The organism is Flavobacteriaceae bacterium GSB9 (genome assembly GCA_022749295.1).
Classification (GTDB): Bacteria; Bacteroidota; Bacteroidia; order Flavobacteriales; family Flavobacteriaceae; genus Flavisericum.
In genome coordinates this window covers 542,922-565,655 of record CP062007.1, presented here as the reverse complement: position 1 = coordinate 565,655, position 22,734 = coordinate 542,922, and the positions used below count along the sequence as shown (strand labels likewise).

Below are 22,734 nucleotides of genomic sequence, written 5' to 3'. Positions count from 1 at the left end.
TTTGAAAAACCTTATAACTATATCAGACATTACTTTTATTGGTTCTGGAATTTCAACATCATTCTCAATAATAAATTTCTTGAAATTGTTGGAGACTGATGAAACGATAAAAAAAAAGGTTCGAATAACTGTAATTGAAAAGTATTCTGAATTTAACACAGGTATTCCCTATGGAAAAAGATCAGGGTTTTCAACATTATTGATTACCAACCTTAAAAACTTTCTTCCCGAACCAGAATTGAAGCCATTTATAGAATGGCTGAACATCAATAAAGATTGGTTGCTTGAAGAAATGAAAAATGAAGGCGATACGCTTACAGAAAAATGGTTGTCTGATAATATAGAATCCATCAACAATGGTGATTGGGAGGAGCTTTTCATACCTCGTCGTTTTTTTGGACTGTATATTAACCACATGTTAAATAGTAAAATTAACTACTTAAAAAAGCGAGTTGATGTAAACTATGTGACAGCTACTGCTGTAGATTTATTTAAAAATAATAATATATATAATATAACTTTAAAAAACGGCAACTACTTTCTATCCAAAAAAGTAGTTTTATCAGTTGGCTCTTTACCCACAAGAATGTTATACAAAAATAAAAACATCTTAAAGCGTAAAAACCTAATGTTGGTAAACACACCTTATGTCCCCAACATTAATAAAAATTTAAAAAAAATAAATGAATTTTTAACGAAAAGGTCTAAAAACAAGGAAACAAATGTTCTAATTGTTGGTGCCAATGCAAGTGCTTTGGAAATGCTGTATAAATTAAATGACAACAGCAAAAACAGGGCTCGACCAATAAATTATGTTTTTCTATCAACCCAAGGTCGAGCACCAGATGCTTATATTGACGATGAGCGCAAAGAAGCATTTCAACCCGTTAATTTATTAAATTTAAAGGATGAAAAGGAATTATCGGCAAAAGCGATAGCTGATGCTGCATTTGAAGATATTAATCTTTCAGATTCCATTCAATTGGGAGCGGCCTCTACTATAGAAAAGATATCCTCTGCCTTCGGCGATTTGTTAAATAAGCTCAGTGAAGATGAATTACATAAGTTTGCTTGCAATTATGGTAATCAAATAGGCCAAAAGCAACGTTGTGCAGGCATGCACTACTCAAATACTATAAAGTGGTTAAAGGATCGTGACCGTTTCAACCACTTAGCTGGCAGATTTATCGATTTAAAAAAAGACAAAGAAACTTTAGAGTACAAAGTTCAATTTTTAAACACAGAAACACAGCAAGAGGAAATCTACCCAAAAAACTTTCATTTGGTTATCAATTGTATTGGCGGTAAAAATTTAAAAAGTAAAAAATTACCACCGCTAATAAATAATTTAATAAAAAACAAATACTGTATACCAAATAAATCAAATATTGGCTTTAAGATTAATAAAAAACTTGAGGCTCAAAACGACTTACATATTATGGGGCCTTTACTGGCTGGGAATGTTATCAACAACTCTCCTGTCTGGCACGTCGAACACTGTGGAAGGATTATTTGGATATCAAAATTATTGTCCAAGATTATTTTTAAGGATTTGGCCAGTCAAGACAGATTTGAAAATCCCGAACAAATCAGCCATATTAAGTTTTTAGAGAACGGTAAAAGTAAATTAGAAGCCATTACAGATGAAAAAAACTGGAATGACTGTATAACAAAATCAAACATATACGATTTTTATCACACCTATGGTTATCATCAAATTGCAAGGTATCGTAATGAAACTCCTGTTTTACTAAAATATTCAACAAAAGACTATATATTGGCATTACCCTTATTAGTCAGAGACATTCCATGTAGCGACTACAAAGACGCGACTTCTGCCTATGGTTACGTGGGACCTGTTGTTATTGGTAACCTGCCCACAAATTTTAACAATTCTGACTTTATAAAAGAAATATTAGATTATTTTAAAATCCATCGTATTATATCAGTATTCGCTAGACTAAATCCTTTTATCGATTCACAAAATAAAATATTGGAGAATTTTGGTGAAACTATTCAGCAAGGAAAAGTTGTTTTTATGGATTTAAACCAAAAACCTAATACACTCAGGGCTAATTATAGAAGCAGACTAAAAACACACATAAACAAGGCAAGACGGCATTGTTCAATTAAAACAGGAAACTCGTTAGAGGACATAAATACATTTATTGATATATACTATGAAAATATGGACCGGGTAAATGCCAAAGAATCATACTACTTTAGTCGCGATTATTTTCATAAGCTTGTTAAAAACAAAAACTTTAAAACTATTATATTATCAGTTGTACATCATGAAACACAGGAAACCATAGCTGCAAGCATGTTTATATCAGTGGGGCCGATAATCCACTACCATCTATCTGGCTCAAAAACAAAGTTTTTAGATTTGATGCCTACCAAACTATTAATTGATGAGATGCGAATTATTGCTGCAAAAAAAGGTTATACTTTTTTTAATTTAGGTGGTGGCCTAGGGGGACGAGATGATGATTCCCTTTTTGATTTTAAATCGTCATTCTCCAAGGATTTTAAAGATTTTTATTTATGGAAGCTTATTGTTAACCCTGACATTTACAAGGAACTCGTTCAAAAAAAAGGTGTGAATGTAGAGTCAGATTACTTTCCATTATATAGAATATTTGATGATTTGATTGTGAAACTATAATTGTAAATTTCTAATGGTTGTAAAAAAAAGAGCATTAATAATAAAAAAGATACTAACACCCCTTAAAATCGTAAAATGGCAATTTATAAAAACAAAACCAATGTAGTAATTATAGGGGCATCGGGTCACGCTAAAGTTGTTATTGATATAGTTGAACGACTAAATCAATATAGCATTGTTGGCTTAATTGATTCCTTTAAACCCATAGATAGCAGTATATATAATTATCGTGTTTTAGGTAATGAAAATGACATACCGCGTTTAAGTAAATCTCATAATTTCAAACTAGGTATAATTGCAATTGGCGATAATTGGACGCGTAAATTAATCTATGAGAAGATTAAAAAAATAAGTCCAGATTTTGACTATATATCAGCAATTCATCCAAATGCGGTGATTGGTAAAAACGTAAAAATAGGTAAAGGAACAGTTATAATGGCCGGTGCTGTTATAAATAGTGATGCTAATATTGGTAAATTTTGCATTGTTAACACTAAAGCTTCTTTAGGACACGATTCAATATTAAAAAAGTATGCTAGTTTGGCCCCAAACTCAACTATTGGAGGAAAAAGTACGATAGGTGCTTGTAGTGCTATATGTATGGGAGCAATTATAATTCAAGATATTTCCATAGGAAAGCACTCAATTATTGGAGCTGCGGCATTGATAAATAAAAACATCAGTGATTATAAAATGGTCTATGGTATTCCGGGTAAAATAATAAAGAGTATAAGTGAAGGAGAAAAATACTTTTAACATGATGACATTAATTAGACAAACAATATATTTTATAAAAACAAATGTCATTACCCATAGGTAAAAAAGTAAATTTAAATAGTGAAAACCATTGTTTGTGATACGTGAAAACCCTTTTACATCTAGAACTTTTTCTGAATCATGGTCTAAACATTTTTTAAAGAATGCCAAAACTAGCAATCTTAATTCTATCAATGGGCTCTCATTTTACAAAGCCTATAAATTACTGTCAATATACATCAATGTTGGCAAAAACTTAACAAAAGGGATATCCTATAGTTTTAACAAAAATAATTCAACAGATGACTTTAAAAACAAAACGTTTTTGATATTCGATGTCCCTCAGTATTTTAAAACGCCTGGCGACAATGCCGAAATCAATAACTTAAGCTTAAAAAAAGTCAAGCAATACCCGGGATTCGCTATAAAACTTGATAATTACAAAGACCTTAATTCATATTTAAAAGCAACATTCAGTAAAAGCAGTAACCAAAAACTCAGACGCTATTCGCGTAGGCTCGAGTGTTGTTTTAATATTTCTAGCAAAATGTTAATAGGAACTATTGACAAAGTTGAGTATGATTATGTCTTTAGTCATTTTTATGAGCTATTAACCAAACGCTTTGACGACAAAAAAACAACCAACAACAATTTAAACCCTAGTGAGTGGCAATTTTATCGAGACGTGGCTTATCCTCTTATTTTAGAAAAAAAAGCAGCTTTACACGTTATCTACAACAATCAAACTCCTATCAGCGTTAGATTATTGTATTTTTCGGAATCCATAATTTTTGATGCCATCACCGTTTTCGATATAGATTATACTAAGTTCCATATTGGTAAAATTTCAATAATGAAAATGTTAGACTGGAGTTTTAATAGTTCCTATAGTATATTTGATTTTTCAAAAGGTTTTTTTGATTACAAAGAAAGCTGGAGCGACACAAAATATGATTTTGAATATCACATATATTATGATAGAAAGTCACTTGTCGCCAACATTCTGGCTACTACCCTATCTAATTTCTACAAAGTAAAACAGGTTTTAAGAGAAAAAGAAGTCAATAAAAAATTGCACAATCTTAGTTTTCTTTTAAAAAACCAAAAACACAATTCAATAGCTCAAAGTATAGAAGAAATTGACGAGGGCACCATTAGCTATAATGAAAACATGCTTGTTGAAATAGACTTTTTGAAAAGGGAGTATTTGTTTTTAAGAAAGCCTGTATTCGATTTTTTATTTTTAAGCAGTGAGCATTTAAGCAACCTTAGAACCTATAAGATAAATACATTAAAAAAAGACTGTTTTCTGCTCCAAACCCCTAACAAAACATGCATTATTGGCACAACCGATTAACATGCTATAAAATCATGATCAAAAATAACTTTTATTCTGATTTATTTGAAAAAGACAAGGTTGCTAGTGCATATAAACGTTTACAACTTTCGTTTAACAATGAGACCATATTTCAATCGGATAAAAAATTAGATGGTTTTAACAAAGTGTATCAGCAAACATTAGTTCCTAGCTACTTGGATGTAACGCTAGATCCTTCCCTGCAGGCCCAGAATATTTTTAACAAAAAAGGATATGCTATTCGCGTTAGAGAGATTGATAACATTGATACCTATTTAAAAAAACATGCTGGCAACAATTTCAAAAAAAACACTTTAAGAAGCCTTAGAAGACTAGAACAGTGTTTTAACATTAGCTATACCATGTTTTTTGGTGATATTGAGAGTGAAACACATTCGATTTTAATGGAAAAGCTTATAAGCATGATAAAAGCCCGTTTCCAAGAGCGTGAAGGGAAAAACCGCGTTATTGAAAATTGGGATTACTATACTGATATCGCGTACCATTTAATTAACAAAAAAAAGGCGTCCCTTTTTGTTATATATAGCGATGACTCCCCTATCGAAATCTCATTGAATTTTCACCAAGGATCAATCATGTATAGTGCTATTTCATCTTTCGACCTTAATTTTCACAAATTCAGTTTAGGAAACATTGAAATTTACAGACAATTAGAATGGTGCCTTGAAAATGATATTTCACTTTTCGATATGGGGTATGGCAGTTTTGACTACAAAATTAAATGGAGCAATTTTATCTATGATTTAAATACGCAAGTAATTACCACAAAAAAAGGTTTTTTAAGCAAATTGTATGTTCATTTTTTAAAAGCAAAGTATAAATCTGTTGATTATTTAATTAAGACAGGAACCGTAGACACCATCAGGCATTTTGTATCCTTCATTAAAAAGAATGACCACAAAGAAAATAGCCAAACGGACTATACTTTAAAACCCATTAACGAAGATGAGTTCAACAATGCCAATAAAATTGAAGTTTCATGTTTGCAGACCCCTTATGTGCAAAAACCTTTGTACGAGTTTTTATTCAGTCAAAGCGAACACATCAACAATGTTAAAATATTTCAAATTAAAAATCAAAAAAACCTATTTATATTCAAAAGCCCAAACAAAAAAATACAATTAAGTTTTGTAAAAAATTCTCAATTTAAATAAAACAGTACTATTTAATTAAATCTTACCCCATAATTAGCCATATGTCCGTTTTGAAAAAAGATGATTTCTACAACAGTTTATTCCTTGAAAATCGAATTTCTGAATGCTACAACGAAATCAAATTAAACAATGGTATTTCTTACTATAAAAAACCTGATGGGCCGAGTTCAAAAGCATTATCCAATTCCTACGCCATAACTTTATTTCCTGATTATTTCACATCTGAAATTTTAGAAAAAGATTATGCCGAAAAAAAAATCGTGCAAAGAAAACTTGTTGGTTTTGCCATTAAATTAGATGGCATTAAAAATGTAGAGAATTATCTAAAAGACAACTTAAAATCACAATCCAGATCGCAAATAAAAAAAAGCTTAAAACGTTTTAACTTATGCTTTAATGTAGAATTCCAAATTTATTTTGGTCAAATATCCGAGCCAGTTTACAATAAAGCTATAACTGTTTTAAAAAGCTTTTTAGAAGTTCGGTTTAATGAAAAAAACGACACCACAGAAATTTTAGCAACATGGGACAATTTCCGAAAACGCACCTACAATCAGATTAATAATAAACAGGCCTCCATGTTTATAACTTATGCCTCTGGTGAAATAGTAACAGTTGGAATTAATTATCACGCCAATAAGATTTTAAAAGCCCATGTTATTGGTTATGATATAAACTACTCCAAATTCAGCTTGGGCAATATTATGGTTTACAATGTTTTAGAATGGTGCTTAGACCACAAATACAATTTGATGGACATGGGAAATGGTTACTTGCACTATAAAAAAGTTTGGAGCAATCTCAAATATCACTACCATTATCACTTTATTTATAAAATAAAATCTGTTGCAGGAACTCTATCTGCAATTAAGCAAATGGCTATAGTTAAAGCTAAAAATTTCATAAAAACCCTAAAGTTGTATGAACGATTTAAGAACAGTTCGTATAGTAAAAATAGCAGTGCCAAATTAATGACACGTTTAAGGTACAACATCAAAGATACCAGAAAAGAAAAACCTAAAATGATTAACATCGTAGACTTTAATGCCAAAAATTACAATTTTTTAAAAAGGCCCGTTATAGATTTTTTGTATTTAACGCAAGAGCATATTAGTGATACAAAGGTTTTTAAATTGAACGAAAAGAGTTTCCTCATCATGGGACGTAAAAACATTCGAAAAGTTATATTTGAATAAGCAAACATTTAAAGACCTTATGTTAAGTCTTGATTTTTACGCATTGATTACAGAGCATAGCAAAATCCCCGCTGCTTACAGGACTTTAAGCTTTATGAGTGGTGAAGTTATTTATAATTCAGAAGGTGAAGGACTTGAAGAAACAAACCAAGCAACTTCAATAAAATTGTTTCCACTGTACTTAAATCCCCGTTTTATTAGTGACAAAACCCTCGTTATTAATAAAGTTCCTCAAAAAAAAATAACAGGTTATGCTATAGATATTAAAGACACTAACAATATAGAAAACTTCCTAGCACAAGAATACAGCAAAAGTTTTCGGTCTAATATCAGGCGTTTAAAAAAGCGGCTCGAAACATGTTTTACAATTAGTTACCGTATGTTTTTTGGTTCTATTAGTCAAAACGACTATAACGATTACATGAATGAACTGCACAGAATGTTAACAATTAGGTTTGGTCAAAGGAACGAAAACAACGATATATTAAACAATTGGGATTTTTATTTCAATACAACTTTTGAGCTCGTTAACTCAAAAAAGGCATCTATTTTCGTTATTTATGAAAACAATATTCCTATATATATTTGCATAAACCATCACTTTAATAACATTTTGTTTGTTTCTATACCTTCTTACGACATCGATTACTCTAAGTTTGCCTTAGGCAACATCTCTATTTACAAACTTTTAGAATGGGCCATAGACCACAACTACAGCATGATCGACATGGCTTATGGTACACTCGAATATAAAAGACGTTGGAGCAATTTAATCTATGATTTTGAACATCATATTCTATTTGATAAAAACCAATGGAAACAGCGTATTTTCAGCGCTCTAGAAATTAAGAAAATCCAACTTAAAAATATTTTGAAACATTATAATATAGACGACATTGTAAAAAAAATAAAAAGTCGCAGAAGAAGACAAAATTCACCCGATATTACACACCAAGTATATTATAATATAGAAGAACTTCATAATTTTAGCACAGATAATATTTCTGTTGTGGACATATATAAAAGTCACCAGCCAGGTTTAAAACAAATGGTTTTCGAGTTTCTTTACGCTCAAAAAGCTCATATTAAAATGGTAGAAATTTTTAAAACTACTACCAGTGGCAAATACGTTATAAAGCTGAAAGATAGGTGCTTTTTTGCAAAAATAACCTCAAATTAAGAAATCTAATAGGCCATATATATGGTTAAACAACTAACTTTGAAGCATAACAACTCGTAATGTGATGATAAAATTAATCGGTAAAACAATTATTTTTAGTATTCTAATTCTCATTTGCTTAGAAGTACTCGTTAGGGTTTTTCATTTGTATTCTCAATACCCACCCTACCAGCTTAACGATTTAGATGTCGAGATCAATATGCCAAACCAAGAAGGCTATTACGTTACGGGCAACAGAAGAATGAATTTTGCGCAATACCACATTAACAGTGACGGATTTAATTCATATAGGGAGTTTAAACCTAACGAACAAGATAAAGAGATTGCCTTAATAGGAGATTCCTTTATTGAAGGATTTCACCAGAATTACTATGAATCTACAGGTAAAAAAATAGAAGTACGCCTAAAAAACCAAGTGAAGGTTTTTGAATACGGCTATTCGGGCTACGATCTTGCAGATCAATTGCATTTAATAGAAGCTTACAAGGATAAGTTTCAATACATAGACTATACTTTTATTTATATGAAATTTTACACCGATTTAGAAAGGGACAATTATAAACCAAATTTTTTTCGCGTGAATCTGCAAGACCGTTTAACATATAAAATAAAGGATAATATCAAATTAATTACCTATGCACAAAATATCGGCGTTTTTAGAGCTATTACTCAGCTGAAAAACAAACTTTTAGGAATTAAACATAAAGAAAAAAAATATGTAGATGATTATGCTTCCGAAGAAGACACCCAAAGATATTTACAAAACTTTAAAACACTTACCAGTAATTTTACTGTTGACAAAGAAAAGACAGTATTTTTATTAAATTCAAATAAAACAAGCGATTTATTTTTGAAATACTGCGACTCTGTTGGCTACAAATACTTAGATTTTGGCCCAGCTATGGAAGCTTCAAAAAAACCAACCACTTTGATATACGACCAGCATTGGAACAACAACGGGCGGAATATTTTAGCCTCTGTTATTGCTGACTATATAAAAAACAAAACGTCTCTATAAAAGAACATAGTGTTTTGTCGTTCTTACCGATCTGCTTTAAAACAACACACCATTAAAAACCAATACAATAAAACGTTTTTAGGGCCGAATTGTTAATCGAACTGAGGTCATGAATTTTCAATTCCATGTAAACCCAGATACAGAATATCGCAGAATTCTTTTTGATTAGACCACTCTAGAATTGGAAGTAAATAAATGATCTATCAACGCCATCATCATAAAAGAGCATCATCAAAAATATAACTAAGGTGTAAATGGCAAACCGTAAATATTTCGATTTAAACTTAAATGGCGAACGTTCATCTTTTCGTATGCGATACTCATAAAGTACAAAAACAGCAATCAGGATATAATAATCAATCATACGATACCCTTGTGGGTGCATATATTCACCATATGAAAAATCGGAAAAAATACGTTTAATAAAACCAAATGCTGCTGTAATGGATTCCGATCTGAAAAATATTCTGGAAAACGTCACAATGCCAAAGGTTAAAATAAGCTGGCCTATTTCTACAATAGACGGAAAAAGTGAATCTTCTCCAACCACACTATTCTTATAAATGGTATTCCGGCCCAATAAAAAAACCGGAATAAAAGCTACAGCATGAAAGGCTCCCCAGAAAATAAACGTCCAATTGGCACCATGCCAAAACCCACTGACCAAAAATATGATGGCAATATTTCTAACCGACTTTAGTTTACTAACACGAGAACCTCCTAAAGGAATATAAAGATAGTGCCTAAACCATGTTGATAATGATATGTGCCAGCGCTGCCAATACTCGGCCACATTTCGTGAGAAGTTAGGGAACTTAAAGTTCGACATCAATTCAATGCCGAACAGTTTAGCCGTGCCAATAGCAATATCTGAATAGCCACTAAAATCACCATAAACCTGAAAACTAAACATAGTAACTCCCAAAACCAAGGTAGATGCTGGGTACGTTGTATAATTTGCAAAAATATCGTCAACAATGGGCGCTAAAGAATCAGCTATTACTATTTTTTTAAACAATCCCCATAATATAAGTTTCAAGCCGCTTACGGCCTGATTATAATCAAATGTTCTTTTTTCGAGAATTTGCGATAATAAATTTGAAGCTCGTTCAATGGGGCCAGCAACCAATTGTGGAAAAAAGCTCACAAAAGCAGCAAACGATAAAAAATCTTTTGTTGGCTTCAACCTTTTGTAATAAATATCAAACGAATAAGACATCGTTTGGAAGGTGTAAAACGAAATACCTACTGGAAGAAGCACCCTTAGAGTCCATGTACTCTTTATTTCATAACCAAACATGGCTACCGCATCTATCCACGAGTCGACAAAAAAATTGAAATATTTGAAAAAGCCCAATAAGCCTACGTTAAAAAAAATACTGACCCACAACCACCTTCTTCTAGTTTTCTTGTTTTCATTACGGTCTATAGCTATGCCCACAAAATAATCAACAACGGTACTTAAAAGAATTAGAGACAGGAAGCGCCAATCCCACCACCCATAAAAAAAGTAACTAGCAACAAGCAATAAAATATTCTGCCCCTTGGTGTTTTGTTTTAATGGAATCCAGTAAACAAAAAACACCAACACAAGGAATATGAAAAATTCAAACGAATTGAAAACCATAAGCTAGACTTATTTCGTCTTATTAATTTTTGTATCTGCAAACATGAAGTAATAAACTGGAATTTTCAAATAAAATTTGTGAAGTGTTGTTTGGGCACATACTATAACACAAAAAAGCCCTCAAAGAAGGGCTTTATTATATTTGCTAAACCTATGAAAGGTTTACATATCATTAAAAATTGAATGCATTAAACGCTTTTTGTCGTTTATGCTCTCCTCTAAAGAAATCATGGTTTCTGTTCTGTAAACACCATCAATATCGTCTAGTAAAAATATCACTTCCTTGGCATGTTCGGTGCTACGCGCCCTAATTTTACAGAAAATATTGAATTTACCGGTAGTTATGTGCGCTACTGTTACATAAGCAATTTCGTTAATGCGTTCTAAAACAAATTTGGTTTGAGAAGTATTGTTTAGGTATAAGCCAACATAAGCAATAAATGAATATCCAAGCTTTTTGTAGTCTAACATTAAAGAAGACCCTTTTATTATTCCAGCTTCTTCCATTTTTTTTACACGAACATGAACTGTACCTGCAGAGATTAACAATTTTTTTGCAATGTCCGTAAACGGAATCCTAGTGTTATCAATCAACATATCAAGAATTTGATGATCGATTTCGTCTAATTTAATTTTCCCCATAATTAACTATTCTTAAATAAAAAGCAAAATTAATACATTTTCTTTAAAAATAATATATAATTGATAGGCTTTATTTTGAAAATAATAAGATTTTTTCATTTTTCAATACAACGAAAACGTTTTCGTAGTCTATTTTTAATGGCCTACCCGCTTCATCGACCACCTCATTCCCTTGAGCATCAATCTCTTTGTGTCCAAAAAAACCATTTAGTGGTTCAATTTTCACAACCTTTGGCATAAATTCTACTTTGCCAGCAATTAATCGTTCTTGAAATTGTATGGCTATATCGAGTAACTCACCGTTAAACAGGGCATTTCTTATAATCACATCGAAAAAGCGTTTTTCGTTTTCGGGAATACCGAAATAAGACTCATAAAATTGTCCCGAAATATCGTTTTCGGAAATGTAATTCAAAGACGTTAAATAAGAGATGAATATAAGTTCTCGTGTTTGTTCACGAGCATAATCATTTGGGTAATGTCCTGCCTCAAAAAGTATTGTAGGCACATTTGTGCTCTGAAACGTATCGCCAACACAATTTATGTTAAAAGCATCATCGTAAACGCCTACGTGGTCTGGAATAACAGCCTGCAAGGCTTTATTCATTACCATAATAATTTCCATTGACACCTTTCGGTTGGCAGTAACCGTACATTCTTGGTCTTGTGCGGGCGATAAAAACGATACGATAGCCGATTTATTTCGCTTTCCAGCACTAAAAATAGTGCGCTGTCCATGCAAGTTATAACAAAAATGGGGCTTAAAACTTTCAAATGCACTCTTTAAAACCATGCTTTCTGGCTGGGTAAGGTTTTGCGCATCACGATTTAAATCAACCTCATTAGCGTTAATTCGAGTGTAGGCTTCAGCACCATCAGGATTTAAAATAGGAATGATAAACAACGTGCAGCTATCCAGTATAGAACCTATTCCTTCACCACCACGCAATAGGGTGTTTATTAAGTCAAAAAGCGCTTTAGTGGTTGTAGATTCGTTACCATGCATTTGCGACCACATAAGCACACGCTTTTCACCGTTTCCAATTTTAAGACCATAAATAGGTTTTCCTAAAACGGATTTTCCTAGGGTCACAACGGACAGGGTATCTTCTAATTTATTTAGTAAAGGAACAATATTATCGTTGGTAATATAACGGTGATATAGAGTTGTTTCTTTATGCTTTGAGTGCAGTGCTTTTATTTGTGAGACTTCCATGTGCTTTTGTTTGTGACAAATGTAAACATTTACAATTTTACAATTGTAAACAACAAATTAAAGTAAAATGTTTACAGTTGTAGCCAAAACAAAGTACCTAATAGCTTATTAAATCAATAAAAACACTTGACAAGTCACAAATACGATTAAATAATTGCTATTCAGTGAACTAAACACCTCTACCTTAAGTTAGGCTTTAATATATGTCGCAAAAACAAAGTGTTTAAGATGTATTATCAACATTAAATTGTTACATTTGTAACCAAACATATTTTGACCGCCCCCTTTACAATGATAAACACTGAAGATTTTATAGAAAGACTACAAAAAGTAATGGATTACTACGGAGAATCGGCCTCTTCCTTTGCGGAAAAAATTGGGGTGCAGCGCTCCAGTATTTCACATATCTTATCCGGAAGAAATAAGCCAAGTTTAGATTTTATCTTAAAAATTCTTAACACCTTCCCCGAGGTAGATTTGTATTGGCTTTTTAACGGCCGTGGACATTTTCCTTCTGAAGAAAAAATCGAAACCGCTAGAACTGAAATTAAAACAACCGAAACAAAAGCAACCAATAAAGACAATGTGTTGGTTGAAAATTTAAAAACAGAAAATGCTGACGGAAAGACTATCGAGCGCATTGTTATTTTTTATTCGGACGGAAGTTTTAAAAACTTCCAAAACTAAGCGCTTACTTTACTAAATTTGCTCCAAAATATAGTTTTATGCGTTTTTTGATTCTACTTGCTTTTGTTTCTCTTTTTAATTGCTATGAAGCCCAAAGAAATTGTAAAGATTTCAAAACTGGTAAATTTTATGGTGAAGTTGAGATTGACGGCGTTGTTTATAAATCTCATTTCGAACGAACAAAAGGCCTCCAGGTTGAAACCTACAACAACAAGATAGACTCCGCTAAATTAAGATGGATTAACGATTGCGAAGTCATTTTTAAAACCATCAATCCTAAAACCATGGCTGAAAAAAAAGACGTCCACCTTAAAATACTAACTACAACCGACTCGTCATACACTTACGAATACTCGTATGTAGGGGAAACAAAAAAACAAAAAGGCGTAGCGTATAAAACGGACTAAACTTTAATCAAAAGGATAGAGAAACGACTCCACTAAATTAAATTGCACATCCCGTTCGGGCGAAACCTGGTAAGTTAAGAAAACCTCGCCCCAATACTCACCATCTGAAAAATCGGCAATAATCCATTTGTGATTAAGTATTTTTACGGTATTTATCATCATTTTTCTACCTTCGCTGGACGAATAAGGAATGATTGGGTGCTGCCCTTTTACCGCATTTGTTTCGTAGAGTTTGTCTTTCACATATGGAATTAAGGCACCTACATCGTGGCCGTCGCTTTCAAAATAGCTGATGGCATCCTCGTTTCTGACTAGGTTAAAATGCGAAAGCTCTACAATTTGGTTTTCTAAAACAGAAACGGAATCTTTATACTTAGCGGCTTCTGCTTTGTAAGCCTCTAGTTTTTTGTTCATATCTTCAAAAATGTGTTTGGAATTCATATACTGAAATAACACCAACAGTATTGAAAACACGAACAAATACATAAATATTTTCTGTTTCATTTTTTATAACTTTTTAAACGGTAATTTGCAATTCATCATAAGCCAAAAAAACATTCTTGGGCAATTTTTTTTCAACCTCGTCGTGAAATCCCAACAAATGGCTAATATGGGTTAAGTAGGCCTTTTCAGGATTAACACGCTCGATAAACCGTAAAGCTTCCTCTAAATTAAAGTGCGAACGATGTGGCTCAACACGTAAAGCGTTAACCACCAAAACCTTTACATCTTTTAGCTTTTCAACCTCAATATCTGAAACGGTTTTCATATCGGTTAAATAAGCAAAATCCTTAAATCGAAATCCAAAAACTTGCAAATCGGCATGCTTACCTTCAACAGGAATGACCTCCATGTCTTTCAGTAAAAAAGGCTTGTTTTCAATTGGGTTTTCAATGACACTGGGTGCTCCAGGATACTTATTTTCTGTTTCAAAAAAATATTGAAACCTATTTCTTATCTCTTTCAAGACGCGTTTGTGGGCATAAATAGGAATATCTCCCTGCCTAAAATAAAACGGACGAATATCATCCAAGCCCAAAACATGGTCGGAATGCTCGTGAGTGAACAATATCCCATCAATCTTGCTTACGTTAGCCCTTAGCATTTGACATCTAAAATCCGGCCCACAATCTACAACATAAGCATGGTCACCCCACTCTACTAAAACCGAAACCCTCAACCGCTTGTCTTTTGGATTTTTGCTTAAACAAACTGGATGATTGCTCCCAATAATAGGGATTCCTTGCGAAGTACCAGTACCGAGAAAGGTTATTTTCAAAATATCGTAATTTTAAGCCAAAAATAAGGTTATTTTTTCGTTTCATATAGTAATTTAATATCTTTACTCTTTATTGAATTCAACGTGAAAAGCATGGAAATTACTATAAAAGGAGATAAAGAGTTTGACGACATCCCATCGTTAAAATCTAAAGCATTGCGAATCAACTTAAACGAAAATATTTACGGTACTTTTGCCGAAATTGGAGCCGGCCAAGAAACATGCAGGCATTTTTTTAGAGCTGGCGGCGCATCAGGAACCATTGCCAAAGCCATGTCGGCCTACGACAAAGATTTTAGTGACGCCATTTATGGCGCTGAAGATGACGGACGCTACGTAACACAGCCGCGTTTACGCAAAATGTTGGCACACGAAATGAACCTGATAGAAAATAGGCTAACACGCGAAAAAAACCCGAATAAAATATTCTTTACCTATGCCAATACGGTAGCGACTATAGATTTTGCAAAACAATTTAAAGGTCATGGTTGGGTTGGCATAAGATATCAGGTCGAAGCAGGTGGCGATTACAACGAAATTATTTTGCACCTACGATTTAAGGAAACCGATGCCAGACTACAACAGGAAACTTTGGGTATTCTGGGAACAAACCTAATTTACGGAGCTTTTTATAAATACAATCAGCCTAAAAAATTGCTCCGCTATTTATACGATCACTTAGACAAAGACCAATTAGAAATTGACACTATAAACTTTGCAGGGCCAGTGTTCAAAAATGTGGACAACCGACTAATGAGTTTGCAGCTGGTTAAAAACGGCATGACAGATGCCGTAATGTTTGGACCCGATGGAACCAATGTTTTGCCAGCTAAAGTGTTTTATAAAAAGAATATTTTAGCGCTTCGCGGAAGCTTTAGGCCTGTAACGAGGGTGAACATGGAAATGTATGAGAAATCGTATGAGATGTTCATAAACGAAAACAAAGTAGATAAAGATAAAACTGTTACAGTATTTGAAATCACACTGTCAAATTTAAGAGCCGAAGGCGAAATTGACGAACAGGATTTTATAGACAGAGCTGATTTGTTATGTTCTCTAGGACACTCGGTTATGATTTCTAACTTCCAAGAGTACTTTAAAGTAGTTGAGTACTTCTCGAAATACACCAAAGCCAGAATGGGATTGGCCATGGGAGTAAGTAATTTAATTGAGATTTTCGACGAAAAATACTATCGACATATTAGTGGAGGTATTTTAGAGGCATTTGGAAAACTGTTTTTTAAAGATTTAAAAGTTTACCTTTATCCAATGCTCGACCCTAAAACTGGCGAACTTGTTAACAGCGAAAACTTAAAAGTGTATCCGAGAATGAAGGAACTTTACAAGTTCTTTAAGTATAACGGAAAGGTTATAGACATTAAGGATTACGACCCCGATATTATGAATATTTTTTCGCGCGAAATATTGCGTATGATAACCGAAGGTGAGCCCGGTTGGGAAGATATGGTTCCAGAGGGCACTGCTGAGTTGATAAAAGACTACCGCCTTTTTGGTTACACCCGAAAACCTTTAACCTTAAATCGAAGAAGAAAATAAACAACACAAAAATCCAGTTTGAAATCAAACTGGATTTTTTTACATAATTATTTATTAGCTCAATCTTCTAATATTTGAGCCGCGTGGTCTTTAGTTTTCACTTTATCAATAACGCCTTCTACAATGCCATTTTCATCAACAATAAACGTTTTTCGGTGTATGCCGTCGTATTCACGGCCCATAAATTTTTTAGGCCCCCAAACACCAAAAGCATTAATTACGATTTTGTCCTCATCGGCCAATAGCGGAAAGGGGAATTCATATTTATTTTTAAAATTCGACTGTCTTTTCTGACTGTCTGCACTCACACCCAAAAGCTCGTAACCCTGTTCCTGAAGAACTTTGTAATTATCTCTTAAATTGCAAGCTTCGGCAGTACAGCCTGGCGTACTGGCTTTCGGGTAAAAAAACACTACCAGTTTTTTTCCTTTGTAATCATTTAACGTTACCGTATTTCCTTGTTCGTCTTTTACCGAAAAATTTGGCACGGCATCACCTTGTTTTAATGTTTTCATTTGGAATTTTAATTTGATAAGTTGGTCAAATGCAATTCACTTAACAATAATTTTTATTACGATTAAAAATTATTAGTTATGCTCATTTCATAGTCTTAACTTTGATTTTTATCAAAAATACAACTTATGACCAAAACAGAGCGGGTTGAATTTGTTATAAATACCTTAAATAAACTTTACCCAGACATCCCCATACCATTAGATCACAAAGACCCATATACGTTATTAATTGCCGTACTCATGTCGGCACAGAGTACCGACGTTAGGGTCAACCAAATTACGCCACTTCTTTTTGAAAAAGCCGACAACCCATACGATATGGTAGATCTTACGGTTGAAGAAATTAGGGAGATTATAAAGCCTGTAGGCCTATCGCCCATGAAAAGCAAGGGTATTCATGGTTTATCGAAGATACTTATTGAAAAACACAACGGAAAAGTTCCACAAAACTTTGAAGGTTTAGAGGCCCTTCCTGCTGTTGGGCATAAAACAGCAAGTGTAGTGATGTCACAAGCTTTTGGCGTGCCTGCTTTTCCTGTGGACACCCACATACATAGGTTAATGTTTCGTTGGAATTTAAGCAGCGGAAAAAATGTAACCCAAACCGAAAAAGACGCAAAGCGACTGTTTCCAAAGGCGTTATGGAACGATTTGCACCTTCAGATTATATGGTACGGCAGAGAGTATTCGCCAGCAAGAGGTTGGGATTTAGAAAAAGATGTTATTACGAAAAAAATCGGCAGAAAATCAGTAATAAACGAATACTACAAAAGAAAAAAGTCCTGATTAAATCAGGACTTCCTCAAACTCAATTTTGAAGTGCTTCAAACTTCAAATCATTACAACTTATAACACTTAAAGCTTTAGAATAGTTTAGAAGAAAATTAACCGTTTCTTCCCTCGGTTGTAGTTTTTCTATTTTATCAATAGAATTCTCAGAGTAAATTTTTGCCATTTTATCAATTTAAGGATTATTACAAATCAATAACGCAGCAAATTTTACTTTATTGTATGTCAATTAGTCAAAACGATATTGTGCTTATCAATAATCTTACGCAGATTAATAAGGGCATAGCGCATTCGGCCAAGTGCTGTATTAATACTTACCCCTGTTCTTTCTGAAATTTCCTTAAAACTCATGTCTTTGTAGATACGCATCAACAACACTTCTTTTTGGTCTTCAGGAAGTTCGTCAACCAATCGTCTTACATCATTTTCTACTTGCTCTTTAATTATCGTTTTTTCGGCATTCAAACTCGAATCACTCAAAACGGAAAAGATACTGAACTCACCCGTATTGTCAAATTTTGGCATCCTATTATTTTTTCTAAAATAATCGATAACCAAATTATGCGATATGCGCATTACCCAAGGTAAAAACTTACCTTCTTCATTATAAGCGCCGCGTTTTAACGTACGGATTACTTTAATAAAGGTATCCTGAAAAATATCTTCAGCGACATCTTTATCATAAACTTTTGAATAAATGAAGCTATAAACTTTTTGCTTGTGCCTTCCTATTAAGATTTCTAGAGCAGCCTCATTGCCTTTTATGTAGTTGCTAACCAAGGTAGCATCGGTAATAAGTTCGTGTTGCATAATATTCACTTTTAGCGCATAGATAGCCTAGGCTTCTTTGCTTGGGGTTACATGTTAAAAGTAAAATTATGCTATAGGCGTAAGTTGATTTAATTGCTGTTAATACTCCAAAGATAACAACAATCGTTCCCAAAATACAAAAATTAACAGCTTTTTTTAACGTTTCATAAGGCAATAATGCATTTTTTAGGCTCGATTTGTTGTAGTATCTTTGCGCAATTATTGCCTTAAAAGCCTATGAACACTAGCATTAACGAAGCAAACCCGAAAGATAGCATTATTATAAAAGGTGCAAAACTGCACAACTTAAAAAATATTGACGTTGTGATACCACGCAATAAACTCGTGGTTATAACGGGACTATCGGGCTCGGGAAAATCCAGTTTGGCCTTCGATACCCTTTACGCAGAGGGGCAACGACGATACGTTGAAAGTTTGTCAAGTTATGCCAGGCAGTTTCTTGGAAGATTGAATAAACCAAAAGTTGACTATATAAAAGGTATTGCTCCAGCTATTGCTATCGAGCAAAAGGTGAATTCTACTAATCCACGCTCTACAGTTGGCACAACCACCGAAATTTATGATTATTTAAAATTATTGTTCGCCAGGATTGGAAAAACATATTCGCCTATTTCTGGTGATGAAGTTAAAAAAGATACGGTTACAGATGTTTTAAACTACTTAAAAACCTTCCCCGAACGGGAAAAACTCCTGCTTCTCGCCCCTATCCATTTAGAAGAAGGGCGTTCTATGGAAAATAAAGTAAAAACACTTTCACAACAGGGCTATGCTAGGTTAAAAGTAAACGGTTCGGTAGTACGAATTGATGAAATTGAGTCGGTGTCAAAGAAAGATGATATTCTTTTGGTCGTTGATAGAATTATAACTAAAGACGACGAAGACTTTTACAATCGTTTGGCCGATGCCACCCAAACAGCTTTTTTTGAAGGAAAAGGCGAATGCATTATTGAAACCCTGTCTGACGGCAAACAGCGTCATTTCAGCAATAAATTTGAATTGGATGGCATTAACTTTCTCGAGCCTAACATCCATTTATTTAGCTTTAATAATCCTTATGGAGCTTGCCCTAAATGCGAAGGCTATGGCGATATTATTGGTATCGATGAAGACTTAGTGATTCCAAACACCGGGCTTTCGGTATATGAAAATGCCATTTTTCCATGGCGCGGCGATAGCATGAGTTGGTACAAGGACCAATTGGTGAACAATTCCCACAAATTTGATTTCCCTATCCATAAACCTTACTTCGAGCTATCCGATAAACAAAAACAACTTATCTGGGATGGCAACAAGTATTTCGAGGGCTTAAACGCTTTTTTTGCAGAGTTAGAATCTAAAGCTTATAAAATACAAAACAGGGTAATGCTTTCGCGTTATCGTGGAAAAACAAAATGTAAAACCTGCAACGGCAAGCGCTTACGCCCCGAAGCCAACTACGTAAAGGTTGCAGGTGCCACAATTACCGATTTGGTTGAAATGCCGCTTAACAAACTAACTAAATTTTTCAATCAATTGGAACTGAACGATTACGATTTAAAAATAGCAAACCGCCTATTGAAAGAAATCAACAACCGCTTGTCCTTTTTGGCGAATGTAGGTTTAAATTACTTGACCTTAAACCGAAAATCGAACACTTTATCTGGGGGCGAAAGCCAGCGTATTAACTTAGCAACATCGTTAGGGAGCAGCTTGGTAGGCTCCATGTATATTTTGGACGAACCCAGTATTGGTTTGCATCCAAAAGATACAGAACGGTTAATTTCAGTGTTAAAATCGTTACGGGACTTAGGCAACACCGTGATTGTTGTTGAGCACGATGAAGACATCATGAAAGCCGCCGATACAATAATTGATATCGGTCCCGAAGCTGGTACACTTGGCGGAAACATTGTGGCCGAAGGCAGTTACGCTGATATTTTAGCAGCACAATCCCTTACTGCAAAATACCTTAATGAAGAATTAAATATTGAAGTCCCTAAAAAACGTAGAAGCTCAAAATACCACGTTGATATTATAGGCGCTCGCGAAAATAACCTAAAGAATATTGATGTTCGTTTTCCGTTAGGTGTGCTATCGGTAGTAACAGGTGTGTCCGGCAGCGGAAAAAGTACATTGGTAAAGAAAATTTTATTCCCTGCACTACAAAAACAGCTAACAGATTTTAGTGACAAACCAGGGCAATTTTCAAAAATTGAAGGCAACTTTAAAAACACACAGCACATAGAGTTTGTAGACCAAAATCCAATTGGACGGTCTTCTCGATCTAATCCCGTAACCTATATAAAGGCCTATGACGACATAAGAGCTTTATATTCAAAACAAAAATTAAGCAAAATAAGAAACTACCAACCCAAACATTTTTCTTTTAACGTAGATGGCGGACGCTGTGAAACTTGCAAAGGCGAAGGTGAAGTAACTATTGAAATGCAATTTATGGCCGACGTGCATTTGGAATGTGAAACCTGCAAAGGGAAACGCTTTAAAAAAGAAGTGCTCGAGGTTACTTTTGCCGATAAAACCATCGATGATATTTTAAATATGACCATTGATGATGCTGTAGCTTTTTTTGAAAACAACAAACAAACTAAAACAAAAAACAAACTCAAACCACTACAGGACGTTGGCTTAGGCTACGTGACCTTAGGGCAAAGCTCTTCAACTCTATCTGGTGGAGAAGCTCAGCGCATTAAGCTAGCTTCGTTTTTAGGAAAAGGCAACAATAAAGAAAAAGCACTTTTTATTTTTGACGAACCCACTACCGGCCTTCATTTTCACGACATTAAAAAACTATTGAAATCTTTTGATGCCCTTATTGAAAAAGGCCATTCCATCATTGTCGTTGAGCATAATATCGACCTTATAAAGTGCGCTGATTACATTATCGATTTAGGACCCGAAGGTGGAGAAAACGGTGGCAACCTCGTTGCTTCGGGCACTCCTGAAGATATAGTGAAAGTAAAAGATTCTGAAATAGGAAAATATTTGAAACCAAAGCTTTAACATTAGTTTTTAATACAAAAGGTAAGGCCCTGAATGGACTTTTATTACTGTAAACACATCAATAGGCACAAACCCTGATATTTACTCCTCGACAGTAGTTGTTTCTAGAAATCACATTGAAAATAAGCCAGATAATTACCGAAGCAACCACCAATGCACATCAACAACCTGCCGAAAGGATTGGTGTCACAACCGTTTCATTTAATATTTTTTTAATTTAAAAATTTCACAAAGCCAGCAAGCGTATGTTTATTACAAACATACGTTTCCAACAGCTGCCGAACGAAAATCGAGCAGACCGTATAAACACAATTCTTTTGCTTTTTATAATCAATAAAAATTTTGACATCTTTGGAAATGATTCTGTACTTTATTCGGTAAGAACAACAAACTTTATAAGTGCAATAAATTAAAATCTAACGAAATTGACACAAACACTTTGAGTTTAGGTAAAATCCAGGTTTATTAAACACAACAAATAATATTGGAAAATCAAATCTGCTGGTACGGTTGAAAAAACATCTATTGCGCCCCCAAGCTTACCAAACAAGCTATTAAGCAAAAATGTTATAGATGAGCTAAGTAATTACAAATTACCAAGTTTAGCTAAATATCTTAAAACGGTATTTTTACCTAATACAATTGAAAGAGATTTATTTTTAAAACCATTAAATAGGTTTAAGGAATAACTTAATAACATTTTAACCAACCTACAGTATGTTTTATATTACAAATTATTTTTTTTGAAAAAAATATCTTAAATAAAACTTATAGGATTGTTCGTTGTTCAAAAATACTATCGATTTATTATTAATTCGTTAAATTTATACTTCT

Annotated in this window: 19 protein-coding genes; 12 read left to right on the top strand and 7 right to left on the bottom strand. The window is 33.7% G+C overall.

The window, feature by feature from the left end; all coding sequences use genetic code 11:
* Position 1: 1 nt before the first annotated feature.
* The 7 genes from GSB9_00492 to GSB9_00486 all read left to right on the top strand — a co-directional run bounded on the left by GSB9_00492 (position 2) and on the right by GSB9_00486 (position 9,350).
* A complete protein-coding gene (locus GSB9_00492) occupies positions 2 to 2,668 on the top strand; it encodes a peptidoglycan bridge formation glycyltransferase FemA/FemB family protein (protein ID UKM63945.1) in 2,667 nt (888 codons plus the stop codon).
* A gap of 75 nt (positions 2,669 to 2,743) precedes the next feature.
* Positions 2,744 to 3,424 carry an acetyltransferase gene (locus tag GSB9_00491; protein UKM63944.1) on the top strand — a complete coding sequence of 227 codons (681 nt, stop codon included), beginning with the start codon at positions 2,744 to 2,746 and terminating at the stop codon, positions 3,422 to 3,424.
* A 97-nt stretch (positions 3,425 to 3,521) separates the two neighbouring features.
* Positions 3,522 to 4,781, top strand: a complete 1,260-nt coding sequence (locus tag GSB9_00490; protein ID UKM63943.2) for a GNAT family N-acetyltransferase — start codon at positions 3,522 to 3,524, stop codon at positions 4,779 to 4,781.
* A gap of 14 nt (positions 4,782 to 4,795) precedes the next feature.
* The gene (locus GSB9_00489) at positions 4,796 to 5,956 is read left to right on the top strand and encodes a GNAT family N-acetyltransferase (GenBank protein UKM63942.1); all 1,161 of its coding nucleotides are present in this window, start codon (positions 4,796 to 4,798) and stop codon (positions 5,954 to 5,956) included.
* 41 nt (positions 5,957 to 5,997) lie between these two features.
* A complete protein-coding gene (locus GSB9_00488; protein UKM63941.1) occupies positions 5,998 to 7,152 on the top strand; it encodes a GNAT family N-acetyltransferase in 1,155 nt (384 codons plus the stop codon).
* Complete coding sequence (locus GSB9_00487) at positions 7,145 to 8,332, top strand: GNAT family N-acetyltransferase (GenBank protein UKM63940.2); 1,188 nt, start codon at positions 7,145 to 7,147, stop codon at positions 8,330 to 8,332. Before GSB9_00488 ends, GSB9_00487 begins: the two co-directional genes overlap by 8 nt.
* Before the next feature lie 64 nt (positions 8,333 to 8,396).
* Positions 8,397 to 9,350, top strand: a complete 954-nt coding sequence (locus tag GSB9_00486) for a hypothetical protein (protein UKM63939.1) — start codon at positions 8,397 to 8,399, stop codon at positions 9,348 to 9,350.
* Between the two features lie 175 nt (positions 9,351 to 9,525).
* Here the strand turns inward: GSB9_00486 and GSB9_00485 are convergent, their stop codons facing one another.
* The 3 genes from GSB9_00485 to GSB9_00483 form a co-directional block, all read right to left on the bottom strand.
* Positions 9,526 to 10,977 (bottom strand): MBOAT family protein, encoded by a 1,452-nt coding sequence (locus tag GSB9_00485; protein UKM63938.1) that lies wholly within the window; start codon positions 10,975 to 10,977, stop codon positions 9,526 to 9,528.
* A 162-nt stretch (positions 10,978 to 11,139) separates the two neighbouring features.
* Positions 11,140 to 11,619, bottom strand: a complete 480-nt coding sequence (locus GSB9_00484) for a winged helix-turn-helix transcriptional regulator (protein ID UKM63937.1) — start codon at positions 11,617 to 11,619, stop codon at positions 11,140 to 11,142.
* A gap of 70 nt (positions 11,620 to 11,689) precedes the next feature.
* On the bottom strand, positions 11,690 to 12,835 hold the full coding sequence (locus GSB9_00483; GenBank protein UKM63936.1) for a peptidase M14: 1,146 nt from the start codon (positions 12,833 to 12,835) through the stop codon (positions 11,690 to 11,692).
* Positions 12,836 to 13,126: 291 nt separating this feature from the next.
* On the opposite strand from GSB9_00483, the gene GSB9_00482 reads away from it, so the two are divergent.
* Both GSB9_00482 and GSB9_00481 read left to right on the top strand, forming a co-directional pair.
* On the top strand, positions 13,127 to 13,522 hold the full coding sequence (locus GSB9_00482; GenBank protein UKM63935.1) for a helix-turn-helix transcriptional regulator: 396 nt from the start codon (positions 13,127 to 13,129) through the stop codon (positions 13,520 to 13,522).
* Positions 13,523 to 13,560: 38 nt separating this feature from the next.
* Positions 13,561 to 13,929 carry a DNA topoisomerase IV gene (locus tag GSB9_00481; protein ID UKM63934.1) on the top strand — a complete coding sequence of 123 codons (369 nt, stop codon included), beginning with the start codon at positions 13,561 to 13,563 and terminating at the stop codon, positions 13,927 to 13,929.
* A 3-nt stretch (positions 13,930 to 13,932) separates the two neighbouring features.
* Here GSB9_00481 and GSB9_00480 read toward each other — a convergent pair whose 3' ends face one another.
* Both GSB9_00480 and GSB9_00479 read right to left on the bottom strand, forming a co-directional pair.
* Entirely contained in the window at positions 13,933 to 14,433 is a 501-nt protein-coding gene (locus GSB9_00480) for a hydrolase (GenBank protein ID UKM63933.1), read from the bottom strand.
* Between the two features lie 13 nt (positions 14,434 to 14,446).
* Complete coding sequence (locus tag GSB9_00479; protein UKM63932.1) at positions 14,447 to 15,208, bottom strand: MBL fold metallo-hydrolase; 762 nt, start codon at positions 15,206 to 15,208, stop codon at positions 14,447 to 14,449.
* 93 nt (positions 15,209 to 15,301) lie between these two features.
* Here GSB9_00479 and GSB9_00478 point away from each other — a divergent pair, with 93 nt between their 5' ends.
* Positions 15,302 to 16,765, top strand: coding sequence for a TonB-dependent receptor (locus tag GSB9_00478; protein ID UKM63931.1), 1,464 nt, complete (start codon positions 15,302 to 15,304; stop codon positions 16,763 to 16,765).
* A gap of 59 nt (positions 16,766 to 16,824) precedes the next feature.
* Here GSB9_00478 and bcp read toward each other — a convergent pair whose 3' ends face one another.
* Positions 16,825 to 17,280, bottom strand: a complete 456-nt coding sequence (gene bcp / locus GSB9_00477; GenBank protein UKM63930.1) for a thioredoxin-dependent thiol peroxidase — start codon at positions 17,278 to 17,280, stop codon at positions 16,825 to 16,827.
* 126 nt (positions 17,281 to 17,406) lie between these two features.
* Here bcp and GSB9_00476 point away from each other — a divergent pair, with 126 nt between their 5' ends.
* On the top strand, positions 17,407 to 18,066 hold the full coding sequence (locus tag GSB9_00476) for an endonuclease III (protein UKM63929.1): 660 nt from the start codon (positions 17,407 to 17,409) through the stop codon (positions 18,064 to 18,066).
* 228 nt (positions 18,067 to 18,294) lie between these two features.
* Here GSB9_00476 and GSB9_00474 read toward each other — a convergent pair whose 3' ends face one another.
* Positions 18,295 to 18,879: a sigma-70 family RNA polymerase sigma factor gene (locus GSB9_00474; protein ID UKM63927.1), complete on the bottom strand. Its 585-nt coding sequence runs from the start codon at positions 18,877 to 18,879 to the stop codon at positions 18,295 to 18,297.
* A gap of 237 nt (positions 18,880 to 19,116) precedes the next feature.
* Between GSB9_00474 and uvrA the strand changes: the two genes are divergently transcribed.
* Positions 19,117 to 21,900, top strand: coding sequence for an excinuclease ABC subunit UvrA (gene uvrA / locus GSB9_00473; protein ID UKM63926.1), 2,784 nt, complete (start codon positions 19,117 to 19,119; stop codon positions 21,898 to 21,900).
* The last annotated feature ends 834 nt before the right edge of the window (positions 21,901 to 22,734 follow it).

Coding starts and splice junctions, on each gene's coding strand:
- GSB9_00491 (UKM63944.1), top strand. CDS start 2,744: ATGGCAATTTATAAAAACAAAACCAATGTAGTAATTATAGGGGCATCG.
- GSB9_00489 (UKM63942.1), top strand. CDS start 4,796: ATGATCAAAAATAACTTTTATTCTGATTTATTTGAAAAAGACAAGGTT.
- GSB9_00488 (UKM63941.1), top strand. CDS start 5,998: ATGTCCGTTTTGAAAAAAGATGATTTCTACAACAGTTTATTCCTTGAA.
- GSB9_00486 (UKM63939.1), top strand. CDS start 8,397: ATGATAAAATTAATCGGTAAAACAATTATTTTTAGTATTCTAATTCTC.
- GSB9_00485 (UKM63938.1), bottom strand. CDS start 10,977: ATGGTTTTCAATTCGTTTGAATTTTTCATATTCCTTGTGTTGGTGTTT.
- GSB9_00484 (UKM63937.1), bottom strand. CDS start 11,619: ATGGGGAAAATTAAATTAGACGAAATCGATCATCAAATTCTTGATATG.
- GSB9_00483 (UKM63936.1), bottom strand. CDS start 12,835: ATGGAAGTCTCACAAATAAAAGCACTGCACTCAAAGCATAAAGAAACA.
- GSB9_00482 (UKM63935.1), top strand. CDS start 13,127: ATGATAAACACTGAAGATTTTATAGAAAGACTACAAAAAGTAATGGAT.
- GSB9_00481 (UKM63934.1), top strand. CDS start 13,561: ATGCGTTTTTTGATTCTACTTGCTTTTGTTTCTCTTTTTAATTGCTAT.
- GSB9_00480 (UKM63933.1), bottom strand. CDS start 14,433: ATGAAACAGAAAATATTTATGTATTTGTTCGTGTTTTCAATACTGTTG.
- GSB9_00478 (UKM63931.1), top strand. CDS start 15,302: ATGGAAATTACTATAAAAGGAGATAAAGAGTTTGACGACATCCCATCG.
- bcp (UKM63930.1), bottom strand. CDS start 17,280: ATGAAAACATTAAAACAAGGTGATGCCGTGCCAAATTTTTCGGTAAAA.
- GSB9_00476 (UKM63929.1), top strand. CDS start 17,407: ATGACCAAAACAGAGCGGGTTGAATTTGTTATAAATACCTTAAATAAA.
- GSB9_00474 (UKM63927.1), bottom strand. CDS start 18,879: ATGCAACACGAACTTATTACCGATGCTACCTTGGTTAGCAACTACATA.
- uvrA (UKM63926.1), top strand. CDS start 19,117: ATGAACACTAGCATTAACGAAGCAAACCCGAAAGATAGCATTATTATA.